The organism is Bacillota bacterium, from assembly GCA_030019365.1.
Taxonomy (GTDB): domain Bacteria; phylum Bacillota; class Sulfobacillia; order JACIYH01; family JACIYH01; genus JACIYH01.
In genome coordinates this window covers 165,519-177,921 of record JASEFA010000002.1, presented here as the reverse complement: position 1 = coordinate 177,921, position 12,403 = coordinate 165,519, and the positions used below count along the sequence as shown (strand labels likewise).

The 12,403-nt window shown below is 64.5% G+C and carries 11 protein-coding genes and 1 pseudogene; 7 read left to right on the top strand and 5 right to left on the bottom strand.

Annotated features, from left to right (window positions below):
• Positions 1–157 precede the first annotated feature (157 nt).
• From QME70_04160 to QME70_04150, 3 genes are all read left to right on the top strand, one after another.
• Positions 158–451, top strand: a complete 294-nt coding sequence (locus QME70_04160) for a hypothetical protein (protein ID MDI6893798.1) — start codon at positions 158–160, stop codon at positions 449–451.
• A gap of 202 nt (positions 452–653) precedes the next feature.
• The gene (locus QME70_04155) at positions 654–1,049 is read left to right on the top strand and encodes an SH3 domain-containing protein (protein MDI6893797.1); all 396 of its coding nucleotides are present in this window, start codon (positions 654–656) and stop codon (positions 1,047–1,049) included.
• A gap of 176 nt (positions 1,050–1,225) precedes the next feature.
• A complete protein-coding gene (locus tag QME70_04150; protein MDI6893796.1) occupies positions 1,226–1,384 on the top strand; it encodes a hypothetical protein in 159 nt (52 codons plus the stop codon).
• A gap of 179 nt (positions 1,385–1,563) precedes the next feature.
• On the opposite strand, the gene QME70_04145 is transcribed toward QME70_04150, so the two are convergent.
• The 5 genes from QME70_04145 to QME70_04125 form a co-directional block, all read right to left on the bottom strand.
• Positions 1,564–2,583, bottom strand: coding sequence for a DUF1080 domain-containing protein (locus QME70_04145; protein ID MDI6893795.1), 1,020 nt, complete (start codon positions 2,581–2,583; stop codon positions 1,564–1,566).
• A 732-nt stretch (positions 2,584–3,315) separates the two neighbouring features.
• Positions 3,316–3,924 (bottom strand): hypothetical protein, encoded by a 609-nt coding sequence (locus QME70_04140; protein ID MDI6893794.1) that lies wholly within the window; start codon positions 3,922–3,924, stop codon positions 3,316–3,318.
• A complete protein-coding gene (locus tag QME70_04135) occupies positions 3,921–4,748 on the bottom strand; it encodes a nucleotidyl transferase AbiEii/AbiGii toxin family protein (protein MDI6893793.1) in 828 nt (275 codons plus the stop codon). The genes QME70_04140 and QME70_04135 overlap by 4 nt, the downstream gene beginning before the upstream one ends.
• Before the next feature lie 177 nt (positions 4,749–4,925).
• Positions 4,926–6,341: a hypothetical protein gene (locus QME70_04130; GenBank protein MDI6893792.1), complete on the bottom strand. Its 1,416-nt coding sequence runs from the start codon at positions 6,339–6,341 to the stop codon at positions 4,926–4,928.
• A 47-nt stretch (positions 6,342–6,388) separates the two neighbouring features.
• Positions 6,389–8,647 carry an AAA family ATPase gene (locus QME70_04125; GenBank protein MDI6893791.1) on the bottom strand — a complete coding sequence of 753 codons (2,259 nt, stop codon included), beginning with the start codon at positions 8,645–8,647 and terminating at the stop codon, positions 6,389–6,391.
• A 339-nt stretch (positions 8,648–8,986) separates the two neighbouring features.
• On the opposite strand from QME70_04125, the gene QME70_04120 reads away from it, so the two are divergent.
• From QME70_04120 to QME70_04105, 4 genes and pseudogenes are all read left to right on the top strand, one after another.
• The gene (locus QME70_04120) at positions 8,987–9,202 is read left to right on the top strand and encodes a hypothetical protein (GenBank protein MDI6893790.1); all 216 of its coding nucleotides are present in this window, start codon (positions 8,987–8,989) and stop codon (positions 9,200–9,202) included.
• A 103-nt stretch (positions 9,203–9,305) separates the two neighbouring features.
• A pseudogene (locus QME70_04115) lies at positions 9,306–10,714 on the top strand (ISNCY family transposase).
• A gap of 506 nt (positions 10,715–11,220) precedes the next feature.
• Positions 11,221–11,613 carry a hypothetical protein gene (locus QME70_04110; protein MDI6893789.1) on the top strand — a complete coding sequence of 131 codons (393 nt, stop codon included), beginning with the start codon at positions 11,221–11,223 and terminating at the stop codon, positions 11,611–11,613.
• Between the two features lie 26 nt (positions 11,614–11,639).
• Complete coding sequence (locus QME70_04105; protein ID MDI6893788.1) at positions 11,640–12,395, top strand: hypothetical protein; 756 nt, start codon at positions 11,640–11,642, stop codon at positions 12,393–12,395.
• Positions 12,396–12,403 lie beyond the last annotated feature (8 nt).

Sequence of the window (12,403 nt, the reverse complement as noted above, 5' to 3'; positions counted from 1 at the left end):
TTTTCGATGGAGGTATACCGGTGGTACGAGGGACGGTTCGCGCCCGCCCCGGACACCTATTGCACCTACTACCCCGTAGTGGTGGACTTTTACGCGCAGAGGACCCGCGAGCACCCCGACGTGCGGGCCACAGTGGTACTGCCTGGCGCTGGCCCAGGTGAGGGCGGGAGACGCGCGCGCCTACGCCACCCTGGTGGAGTTCGTGGCGGCCCTCAGCACGGGGACGGAGGCGCGGGCGCGGGAACTGGTGGCGGATGCGGTTCTGGTAGATGAGGGGCGCCGGCTGGGGCTGCTGCAGCTTCCGTTGGGCCAGCGCTGGATGCTCAGCTTCCCGGATCCGGCCGCGGAGACGGCGGGCCCTCTGACCATCCTCGACGGGCCGGCCGCCGGTGTCACCATCTCCTTCGTAGGCCGCGGCAATGCGTGGCCTATCGCGGGTTTCTCGCGCTAGGGTTCCGGCCCGACCCCGCCGCACGGGACCGCGCGGCTGCACCCCACCGTGGGTGTGCTCCCGGTACGAGGGGGAATACACCGGTGCGTGGCCCACCGTCACTCCCTCGGGCGTTGACTTATGTTACCGGGTGTGCGGGAGCCCCACGACGGGACGTCCGGCGGGTGCCCGGCATAGGATGGGGACGAGGTGATAATGCCAAATGTCAACCGCGTTCACCGATGCGGTGCGGCGCGTGCTGCGCATCGAGCAGGACTTGGCGGAGGATTATGACGACCTCGTGCGCCGGGCCCCCACCCTCTCCCAGCGGGCGTGTCTGGAGCGCGTGCGCACCCTGCAACAATCGCAGATTACCGCCCTCCGGTGGGTCCTGGGAGAGATCGGCGGACCCTGCCCGGTGCGCCGCCTGCGTGCGCGCATACGCGTGCGCATTATCGTGCGGGAGTTCCCCATGCCGGGCGCCCGCGTCATAAGGGAGGTCCCCGCCGGCGAAGTGGTCGAGGTCGTCCGCGAAGAAGACGGGTTCGCCCACGTGCGTCTCTCCGACGGCACTGCGGGTTTCGTCGAGGCCGGAGCCATCGAGATGATGGAGGGCTAGACTGGCGCAGCTACGGAAAAATCCAGCTTGAGTTACCTGCCCTCGCCCATGCCCTCGCATTGTATCACGTGGTGCTCCCTCCGACCACGCCGTGGTGACCAGGGGGGGCGGTAACCCGGAGAGGCGAGACGCTCCCGGTATAGAATAACAGCGAGGGGGTGGTGCCCCTGCAACGGATGCGGGCAGTACTTGCGGCCCCGGTAGCGCTGCTTATGCTCGTCCTGCTGCTCGCCGGCGCGGGTTGCACCGGTTCGGCCATGCAGAACGACGTCAACCAGCTCAAGGAGCGGGTGGGAAAGCTCGAGCAGGAACTGGCGGCCCTTCCTGCAAATTGATTTCCCCAGAACCCACAACCTTGACACCCTGAGGGGCCTCCTCCCGTTCGGAGCGGGAAAGACCGTATCGGAACGGCTCCAATACCCTCAACTCCCAACTCGGTGCCCAGCCGCACTAGCCGGTCCGCGAGCATTCCAGCTCGCGACATGTTACGCCCTCCGGTCCGACCTGGCTCCCCCTACGGAGCGTCTCCGAGCATCGTTCCGAGCGACATCTCGTGGTGCCTCACTCTCAACGCGCCGCTCGGGTCCGGTACTGACAGGCGGAACCCCCACCCGAAGAAATCCCGTTCCGCAACTTTCAGCAGAACCTCGTTGTGACCGCGCCGCATCCGCACGTGGAACCGGGCGGGCTTCCAGCTGAGCCTGCCGGTGTCGGTGTCCCCCCAGAGGTTACTGCCCCTGAACGCGACTTTGCCGTTTACCCTCGCCACGCAGGCGTCGCTGAACCCCAACACGAACTCGACGCAGCGATCGTCTGCGCACTCAATGAACGTCCTTGCGTAAACGGACTCCCACCCTGGCTCCTTGCGGTGAAGCCGGTTCAGGCACACCGAGCCGTCCTCCTCCGTCGCCACCGGCTGCCAGTGCCCCGGCTCGATCTCCTTGGACATCTCCTCATCGTCCGGGAACTTCCGCGAAATCTCCCAGTAGCGGACAGGCTCGGTTCCTGATGTGCCTGAGTTGACCGGCCTGGCGGTCAGGCGGCTGAAGTAACAGGGCTTGTAACACCACACGCCTGCGAAACCCTCTGCGCGCCGGTGCTTGAGGTCGTGAACCCTCATCACCTCCACCCCGTCGAGGAACACGGTGGCCCTGCTGCCCACTGCGCACACCGTCAGCGTCACCCAGCGGCCCCGGGGAACATGTGCCGCCGTCAGGTGGTCAGCCCCGCAGTATACCTGCCAGGTGTTGGAGCCGTTGAACACAGGATCGTACTGCACTGCCTCCTCGCTGCCGAGGGGTGTTACGTAGCACAGCTCGAAGTTTCCGGGATCAGATCCCCTGAAGGCGAGGCCCCCAAAGCCAGTCCGGGTGCTAAAGGCAAGGTCCACAGACAGTTCCACGTCACCGAACGTGCGGTTGGGGATTCGCGCGAGCCCCGTCTCGAGCAGCAGGGCCTCACGTCCTGCATAGCGGGTAAAACGCCCGGCTGGCGTTTCCTCCAGGCGCAACCCTTCGGGCTCAGCCAACTCCACTCGGGTGCCCTCCTTCCTTGGACCGCGATCTGACTTAATTCTGGGGCGGTACAGGAGCTGAGATGCGGCGAGCACAATGGAGTCGATCAGCCAGGTTGGTCGGCGAAGGGTTTGCCTCCGTAATGAGGTGCCTGACTTCTTCAGACAACGCGATTCCCACCCCCTGCACAAACAAGCATTCGCCATCGGGTAGAGAGATCCTGCCACCTGGCTCCCGGGTAGTCGCAACCCCATCCAGATGCACTGAGAGGGACTTCAGGCCTCACCCGGGAAGCCCGAAGGCGCGCCCTGGAAGAACTGCACGTCGCCGTGGGCAGCGACTCGGCGACCTTCTGGAGGCCGCCCGCCTGCTCCACACGCAGGGCGCCGCCGCAGGGGCCGAAGTGGCGGTCTGGGCGGTGGTGCCCCTCTTCCCCCAGCGCGCGGAGGACGTCCTAGAGGTGCTCGCCGCCGTGGCCGAGCATCCGCTCTGGGGCCCCAGGGAGTCGGCTGCTGCGGCAGCGGGGGCGTTGTTGACGAAGCATTTCGACGTTATGTTGCCCGTGCTCCGCCACTCCGCATGAGTCGATACCCGTTTTCTACCCGTGGCGTCTGCCGCCCGGTGGCGACGTCTGGCGGCCGGTCTGGCGCTCCTGCGGCCCCGAGTGGCGGAAGAGCCACGGTCTCCTTCGTAGGTCGCGGCGATGCGTGGCTGATCGCGGGCCTCTCGCGCTAGGGAGCCCGGTTGCAGCGTCAACCGGTTGCCGTCATTGCTTGGGTGAGGGCATCCCTTGTCCTGGCGTCGAAGCGCTTGGCGTAGTGCTGCAGCTTGTCCAGGTTCAGTTCGTCGAGGTACATGTCGTCGAGCAGGGAGGCGAGGCGGGTGGGGTCCAGCTCGCGGGTCCGGACGTGCCGGATGTGGATGAGGTCAAGCAGGGCCTTCTCCGGTTCAGCCACCGGGACTCCTTCTTCGTAGCGGTACCCCCAGAAGAGCCGCCTGCTAATGTGGCTGTACTCGAACCTGGTGCGATGTGCCTGGTGCACGGCTGGCGGCAGCGCGGTGACCAGCGTGACCGTATACGGGAACTGGCTGAGCACGCTGTGCCTTGCCAGGGCGTATTCGAGCGAGATGTACGACGGGAATCTGATGGCGGTGGCGATCTCGTCGAGGGCGGGGGGATTGAAGGGGTTTGCGTACCACCCCCGGGCCACCCGGTCGACGAGTCCTGCCTTTTCCAGGCGGGAGAGCTGCACCAGGAGGGAGGGCCTCTTCTCGTCGGTGAGCTGGACAAGGTCGGCGAGCGAGAATAGCTTCTTCCGGCGATGCTCCTTGAACAGGCGCATCCAGTCGGCTGTTCTCACAGCTCGAGTTCCCTCCCCCGGCTTGGTTCAGGTTGTTGGAAGCTGCGGGCCGCAGCCTCGGCCATTGCCGGAAAGGTGTCTGCGTACTGTCGGAGTGCCGCGGGGCTGAGGAATCGGGACATTTCGTATGCCAGGGCGGAGGTGCCCTCGCGGGCAAGCTTTTCGGCAGCCGCCGCAGTGAGTGCGCGGAGCTTTGCCGCGGAGTGTCCGTAGTCGTTTGCCTTCCGCGCCACCGTGCTCCAGTCAATACTGAGGCCCCGTTCTTCGATGAGGTAGTGCAGGTCCCACACGTCTCTGCCTTTGAGATAGGGCCGGAAGATGATTGCGGTTGCCTTGTCGGCCAGGATCTCGGGCAGGGATTCCACCCTCACCGTGGGGTTGAGCGGCTGGTAGGCCAGCGTCTTTGGAAGGTTGGAGTATGACGGCACGGCCGCCAATTCCAGGTTGAGGCGCAGGTTTTGTGCTGGGTGGGGCCCGCGCACGCGGAGTATGACTCGTTCCAGCGCGGGCGTCTGTTTCTGTGTTGTGATTCGGGTCTCGTGCACGAAGGGAAAGGCGGTCCGCACGAATGCGCCGATGGTGTTCGCGTGTGCCTCAAGGGTTGTCGGGTGATCCGGTGCGCGGAGTACAAAGTCCAGATCCTCGGAAAACCGGGGGTTGCCGTAGAATAGTCGGAGGGCGGTGCCGCCCTGGAGGACTGCTTTTGTGAAGAACTCCTGTGCGCTGAGGCAGGCCAGGACGCACTTCTGCAGCTCTTCCCGGAAGAAGAGTTCCGGGGGGACCCCTACGGCAGAGGCGCGGTCTGCGATTTCGTCCCAGGTCACGCGGCATCACCTCCACATCAGGCTATACAAATCTGTTAAGCAAGTCAAGCCCATCCCGGTGTATCCCGGTGGTGGGTGTTACTGCCTGCTGGGGGCTCGGCTAGCAGCCCCTTTTCCGCACCGTCCGGCAGGATGAGTGCGGGCGCGCACCCCGGCGGCCGGCGCACGCGCGGGCCTTCATGGCGCGGGGGAGCGGGAGAAGGCGAGGTAGTGGGCGTACTGCCGGCGCTGGCGGCGGAGGGCGGTCGAGGAGGCGGCTGGCGCGTCTATGAGTGCGGCGAGGTAGTCCACGTGGACGGGGCGCAGGGCTACCAGGGCCTGGCGGGAGCCGGAAGCGGGGTCGCGTACCTCAACGCGCTGCTCGCTGGCCACGGGGCAGGTGGTCGGGTACAGGATGGCCGCGGAGCGGCCCGGCGTGCTGAGGGCGTACATGGCCAGCTGGTAGAGCATGTCCCGCGGAGGGGGATTCTCCCAGAGGTCGCGGTACTTGGCGTCGAGTACCGCCGCCGGTGCAGGGGCGGGACCCGATGGGCCAGCAGCGGCAGTGGCGGGTACGACGAGCATGTCGGGGCGGGGCGCATGGGCTGTCCGGCCCCGGGGGTTATAGTCGGGATGGTAGCCGAGCATTCCCGTGAGCCGGTATTCGGGGCGTACCGTATATCCCTCCAGGTTCTCAGTCAGGAAGCGCGTGAGGAGCGCCTGGAAGAACCGGTTCATGTCGAAGAGGAATCCCGGGAGTTGCAGCGGGTGCGCCTCGCCGTCGGCGGACAGCCCCTGGCCCTCCACCAGCATCTCAATCAGCGTGAGGGCGGGCCGGTAGGATCGGGTAAGCCGGTCCATTTGCAGGTGAAGCCGGCGGAAGGTGGGGCGGTCGAGCCGCGCCGGGGCAACGTCGTCCGCCAGCAAGGCGGCCACCCGGCGCAGGTTCCCGCGCAGGGCCACGTCCTCGGTGATGGCCGTCCCAAACTGCAGGCCCGCCAGGAGTACCTGGTTGGGCAGGCAGTCGGCGAGGCGGGGATGGTGCCAGCAGGGCAGGGCGGCGTCGGCAGGGTACCGCCGCGCCAGGGTCGCAAAGTCGATGCGGCCCCGCGGTGCCGGGAGTACCTCGTGCCGGCGGATGTAGCGGCGATGCAGGCCACGGGCGACGAGCTCCCCCGCCTCGGCGGCCAGTTGGTGCAGCAGGAGGTCGGGGAAGGACAGTTGCCCTGCGGTGATGTCAACCTCACCCACCAGCCTGAGCTGCCTCAGGCCGTAGGCGTAGCGGAGCAGGGAGAGCAGGGCCGGACCCGGGATCTTGGGCTCGATGCTGATGTGCAAGGGGCCCAGGCGCAGCACACCCACGTAAGAGCTGGTACGGATGCGCAGGCCGTCGACCAGCTCGAGGACCTCCAGTATCCCCTCCCGGGACAACTCTTCAGCCAGCCGGCGGGCACCGGGGTGAGCGGACAGGTTCAGGCCGACCAGCCTGCTGCCGAGGGGATCACGCGGATCAGGGGCAGCCGTCTGCCATTCGCTCATGTGCAGCCGAATGGCGCCGCGGCCACCCCCGCCACCCCCGCGCGCCCTCTCCCCGTTCCGGCCCTCGCCGTCCATGGTTACCCCCCTGACGGCCCACTGACGCCCGCGCGCCTGCCGGGCCTTCAGTTCTCGTCCTCTTCGGCCGCTTCGGCTTCGGCCCGGATGGCCTCCGGCGAGGTGATGATGTCCGGAGCGATCGCACGCAGGGCTTCCAGCAACTCCTCCTTGCGGTTGGGGTCGAAAGGCTCCTCCCGGAAGCGCTGGCGGGGAAGGTCCACCAGGCGGTTCCCCAGGATGTTCTCCAGGGTTGCATAGTCCTCGTAGCAGTACTCCTGCAGGAGCGGCAGGATGTCGTCCCTCAGTACGCGCACCAGTTGCTCGAAGGTGGTGACAGGGCGCCCGCGGTGCAGGAGGTAGGAATGGCCGATTTGCAGGTTGCGGGCGTCGCGGCCGATGTGCTCGCAGATGCGCTCGTTGAGCGCCTCCAGCCAGCGACCCAGGGGGATCCCCTCCACTACCGCATCCGCGAGGACGCCGGGATCGGGCATGAGTTCGATGAACCCGAAGCGCCGGCGCAGGGCGGTGTCCAGGAGGGCGATTGACCGGTCCGCCGTGTTCATGGTGCTGATGATGTACACGTTCTCAGGCACGCGCAGGATCTCGCCCGAGAGCGGCAGCAGGATGGGCTGGCTGCGCCTCGATTTCTCGAGCACGGTGAGGAGCTCGCCGAAGATGCGCGGGATGTCGCCGCGGTTGATCTCGTCGATGACCAGGTAGAACCTGCGATCGGGCCGCGCGGCGGCATCCCGGCAGAGCCGCTTGAAGATGCCGTCTTGCAAGGTGAAGCTGAGCTGCCCCTCGATGTTCTGAGGGCGGTAGCCTTCGATGAAGTCCTCGTAGCCAAAGGCGGGGTGGAAACAGCACATCCGCACCAGGCCTCCCGCCTCTCCCGCCGAGCCCACCACTTCCTCCTTCTGAACGGAGGCCAGATCACCGAAGGGCTTACCGAAGGCGTGGCGTGCCGCCAGTTCGCGGGCGGTCCATTCCGCCCAGTAAGTCTTGCCGGTGCCCGGCGGCCCGTACAGGATCACCTGCCCCTTGCGTTCCAGGATGTCCTGGATGCGCCTGGGAATGTCCCTGAGCCCGTCGGGAGGGGGTGGCGGAGGCTGGACCCGGGATAGCCTTTCGATCTGCAGAATTGCGCGGTGGTCACCTATGCGTGAGAGGAGGGCTGTTTCGCCCATGGGTGCCAATCCCAGGGCGTTCAGATTCACCTGCCGCAGGGCATCCCCTTCGGCAAGCCACTCCACGGGCACGCGATGGGGGAAATCCGTCTCCCCGCTGAACATGTAGCCACCAGCCACCCGGCCGATGCCGAGCACGTCCTGGCCGCGGACCACGACAACGATGTCCCGCTCGGAAACTCGGGTCACGAACCAGTTCATCTGCCTCGCCAGAGTCAGCGCCTCCTGCGCCAGGGACGGATACGCAGCCGAGATCTTCCCCGCAAGGCTGGCGATACTTTCTTGCCTCGGGGTTAGCCAGGACAGGTCACCGAGCGCAGGAAAGCCCAGCGCCACGATCTGGCGGTCTCGCATCACCTCCCCCGGCGGCGCGTGCGGTCCGAGATTGAACGCCCAGTAGCGGTGGGGACTCCCGAACTGTCCTTTCAACACCGCGGTCAGGTCAGTCATCGGCCAGCCGAAGTGGGTTGCCAGGCGCACGTAACGCCCGGCAGCCACATAGCGTCCCCCATGGGGCGGGGGCTCCTGTAAGAGCTTCACCAGGTAGAACCTCTGCCACAGTTCACTGTGGAAGTCGTCGAGCTTGTCCGGGTACAAGAGGCTCAGGTACTTGTGCCCCCAGGCGGTGTCGCTCACGTCAGGAGCCACCGCGGCGAGACGGTGCTGAAGTGCCAGGTATTGCTCGTCTGAGGCGCCCGGCGGAAGCTCTGCCAGGGCACGGCTCGCCTGGATCAACTGATCCCTGTGGCGGCGGGCAATGAGGATGGCTTCGTCGACCGTGATGGGCTTCTGGTGTTGGGGGCTCCCCGTGATCCACTCGCCGGTTTCCTTCCGGCGGTAGATCTTGTAGTTAAGAGCACTTCCCCCGCCGATGCCACCGAAACAGTCGGTACGGAATTCGTCGTCGTTCTTGAACTCCAACCAGTACACCAGGCTGTCGCGGGTGGAGTGATTGTGCATGGTGTCCAGCAGATCTTTCCCATCGAGCGCCACCAACGCCTCGGGACCAAACCGCTCCCGAAACCTTGCCTGATACTCGCGGATCGCCTGCTCACCGATCACCTTCCCCTCAGAACGCAGCTCGTTATGCACGGCCACCAACTGCTCCCTCAGATCTTCGGGGACCGGCACCGCCATCATTTCCCCCTCCACCTACGCAACTCCTGGCAGGTTCCGGACCAGTGCAACCCCCCTGCCAGATTCTACAGCTAGGGCGCCTGCGCCTGCCTCCGCCTCGGTGATGGCGGGGGCCACAACACGGTGGCCACGCACCTGAGTACGGTCGCGACGGACATGCCTACCAGCCGATCCGGCCGATGAAGGAACAGTCATGGCCTATGCTGAAAGACACCTGGCGCTCTATGGTAGAGACGATCGCTTGCGCTTGCTCATGTCGACGAGGGAGGGGTGGGGGGTCAGCGGTGCCGTAAGGTGAGGAGGTCGGCGTCCGTTGGCGGGCCGAAGGGAGGCGGGGGCATGCGGTCGCCGGAAGCTCATGACCAGTATGAAGTGGTCACGAAAGAGATGGTCACCGCTCTGGCTGAGGAAGTCGAGGCCATAAAGAAGGATGGGGGCTCGCAGCGGGTCCCCCTCTACGGTGGTGTGTTGAGGGCGTGGTCGGAGGCCGTAACCTATATAGTTCCCCATGAAAAAGTCTGGGGTACTGGATGGCAGAAACCCATGATTCCGTAGGGTTTGCGGCCCGTAAAAGGAGGGATCCCTGCCTGCGGGATAGAATGGTTGAGTTGGCAAACCAAACCCTCTACCCACAGGAGGAACCCCGTATCTTGTTTCGATACGGAAAGCTGTTCCTCCTGCGAGGTGGCACCCGGATGTTGCGCGAGACCCAACCCAAATCACCCTGTGGGATGCGGCACTGCCCCCGGAGTTGACCCAACTCAGCCCCGAACTTGCCAGGGTGGACAAGATCCTCGACGACGACCGCTTCCTTGCTCCCTACCGCCGGCGATTCAGCAAGAGAATCGGCCGTCCCACCATCCCCCTGGACACCTTCCTCCGCCTCATGTACCTCAAGTTCCGCCACGGCCTGGGATACGAGACCCTGGTGCGCGAGGTCTCCGACAGCGTCATGTGGCGGCGATTCTGCCGCATCCCCCTGAACCAGTTGCCTCCCCATCCCACCACCCGGATCAAGCTGGTGAAGAGGTGCGGGCCGGAGACGCTCAGGGAACTCAACGAGTTGCTCGTTCAGAAGGCCCGGGAAGAGAAGCTGATTCGCGGCAGGAAGCTGAGGGTGGATACCACCCTCGTCCAGGCCAACATCCGCTACCCAACCGACGCCGGCCTGCTGGCGGACGGGATCAAGCTGGTGACCAGGGTGGTCACGAGGAGCTAGGCTTCCGGAGTGGCGGCAACCGTCAGATTCCGCAGCTCCACCCGCGCGGCCAAAAAGAGGCTGCTTGAGATCGCGAAGGTGCTGCGGCGCAGGACGGGTTACGCGTGGGCGGAGGTAGACCAGGTTACGGCCAAGATTGCGGTCATCGGGCGCAGGGTGGCCCGCCAGGCTGGGAAGGTTCTCTCGCAAGCCAAGGCTGAGCTGTCCGAGGCCGGCGTTCAATGCGCGGCGGGGGTAGAGCGTCTGGTGGACCGGCTCGAGCGCGGTGTCGCCCTCCTGGGACGGGCTGTGGCTCAAGCAAAGCAGGTGGTGGCAGGCAACCGCCACGTCGCAGACCGGCTGGTCAGCGTCTTTGATCCGGATGCGAGGCCGATCAGGCGGGGGAGGCTCAAGGAGCCCACCGAGTTCGGTTACAAGGTGGCATTGCAGGAAGTGGAAAACGGCATCGTCTCGGGGTGCGAACTCGCTCAGGGGAACCCGCCGGACGAAAAGCTGCTGCCTGCCGCGGTCAAGCGCCATGAGCGGCAGTTCGGGAGGCCGCCAAGGAACTTGCCACCGACCGTGGCTTCTCCAACCGGCGCCAGGAAAGGGAGCTTGAGGTGCGAGGGATCGAGCACGTGTGCATCCCGTACAGAGGCAACAAGAGTGCCGCCCGCAAGGTGTTTGAGCGACAGGCATGGTTCAGACGCCTGGCGAGGTGGCGGGCAGGGTGCGAGGGCAGGATCAGCCTTCTGAAGCGCAAGTTCGGATTGGATCGTAGCAGGTCCCGGGGTCGTGCGGGGGCGGAAACCTGGGCGGGCTGGGCAATCCTGGCCCACAACCTGAGCAAGATGGCGGCTCTCACGTGAGACAGGGTGGTTCAGGGGAAGACAGCCTCCTCTCATCAGGGAGGTTGGGATTGGGTGGCGACCCGCGGGGGGCGTTTTTCAGGGGGAACTAGTTAGCTTTCCCTGCACGCGGTTGGATTGGCGCGTCTATCTGTGTCCTTTGTTTACGGAGGATTTGGTTGCGCAGTCCTCGTTACTATCTCTGACGCGCCGACTCATAAGAGGAATATTGTGTCAGGCCGCCTGGCCGTCTGCCCCGGGGGTATTCTGTGAGCGGTTTTCACTTCTACGTTCAGTGTATGAGATAGTTATAGATAGAAACGTTTATCCCGGATCGTCGGATGTGTCTAAGTCTAGGGCAGTCGGTTGTTACTTGGCCGCGTTTGCGGCGGAGTTCCACTTCCTGGTGATGCATTAGATAGTTGCTCAGTTCTCGACCGTGGCATAGAACGCACTCGGCGCTCCCAACTGCCTATACTTGACATGGACGCGGACTTGGGGTATCATTGGCGTCGGAGGTGAGTTTCATGGGTCTCCAGGACTTGTTGGTGGATCCCGAGGCCCTCGACCGCGAATTGCTGGCCACCATTTTGAAAGCCTTCGTCTTGGTTGAGAAAGGTACGGGCACCATTCGCTTTACGCCTGCCTGGAATCGGCTGCCTGCCCCAGGCAAGGTTCTGGCGTACCTGTTGGCGCGCAAGGCAGTTCGGGCTCTGGGCCTCACTGAAAAGGAGGCGGTACTTCCGAAGCAGATTGAGCGGCACACTGGCATCAAAGGTGGTACCTTGCGCCCGGTTCTCAAGAGACTGCACGACGAAAGGCTGCTGGACAAGGACGCCGATGGGTACAAGGTGCCGAATCAGGCGATTGAACTCGCGAAAGCGATGCTGGAGCGGGCCTCAGGCGAATTGCGCGCCTAGCAGTGCAACTCGGGTGGTATACGCCAATGGATTCTGAACGGTTGGTCGAGGCATTGCAGAGACGCATCCCGGAGCGTCTGGCCCGTGACCTCATGGACAATTTCACCACGATGGCCCAGGACGTAGCCACCGGCACGCTTGGTCGTTCAGCGCCCGGGAAGTTTGTGGAAACACTGGTGCAGGTTTTGCAGTACTTGGAGAGTGGCACATTCGAATCTCAGCCGAAAGTGGACAAGTACCTTCAGGGCCTCGAGTCGCGGTCCACCCCTTTGGACGAAGGCCTGCGACTGTGCGCGGCCAGAATCGGCCGGGCCATGTACACCCTGCGAAACAAACGAGGGATTGTGCACAAAGGAGCAGTCGATCCGAACCGATACGACCTGAGATTCCTATACGCCGCCGCTCAGTGGATTCTCTCCGAACTCGTCCGCGTGGCTTCTGGCCTTCCCCTAGAAGAGGCCCATGGTCTTGTCGAACAAGTTAACATACCGGTCCGAGATCTGATTCAAGATATGGCTACGCACCGAATCGTCTTGGAGGATTTGCCCGCTGACAAGGAAGTCCTTGTGCTCATGCATAGTTGGTACCCCAATGTGGCCCGGACTGGAAACATCCTTGCTTCATTAAGCCGGCGTGGCCCTAGGACCGTGTCCAGGGTGTTAAAGCGCTTGTGGGAAAGGAAGCTCATCGAAAGGCTTGCAAGGGGGGAGTGGGCTCTGACGCAGAAAGGATTCAGTGCAGCAGCGAGCGTTATCAGGGGGTGTCTGAGCCGAGAAGAGTGAAGGGAGGC

What these genes read in the sequence shown, in the direction of transcription:
- QME70_04155 (MDI6893797.1), top strand. Translation starts at nt 654, where the DNA reads ATGTCAACCGCGTTCACCGATGCGGTGCGGCGCGTGCTGCGCATCGAG.
- QME70_04150 (MDI6893796.1), top strand. Translation starts at nt 1,226, where the DNA reads ATGCGGGCAGTACTTGCGGCCCCGGTAGCGCTGCTTATGCTCGTCCTG.
- QME70_04130 (MDI6893792.1), bottom strand. Translation starts at nt 6,341, where the DNA reads ATGGACGGCGAGGGCCGGAACGGGGAGAGGGCGCGCGGGGGTGGCGGG.
- QME70_04125 (MDI6893791.1), bottom strand. Translation starts at nt 8,647, where the DNA reads ATGGCGGTGCCGGTCCCCGAAGATCTGAGGGAGCAGTTGGTGGCCGTG.
- QME70_04120 (MDI6893790.1), top strand. Translation starts at nt 8,987, where the DNA reads ATGCGGTCGCCGGAAGCTCATGACCAGTATGAAGTGGTCACGAAAGAG.
- QME70_04110 (MDI6893789.1), top strand. Translation starts at nt 11,221, where the DNA reads ATGGGTCTCCAGGACTTGTTGGTGGATCCCGAGGCCCTCGACCGCGAA.
- QME70_04105 (MDI6893788.1), top strand. Translation starts at nt 11,640, where the DNA reads ATGGATTCTGAACGGTTGGTCGAGGCATTGCAGAGACGCATCCCGGAG.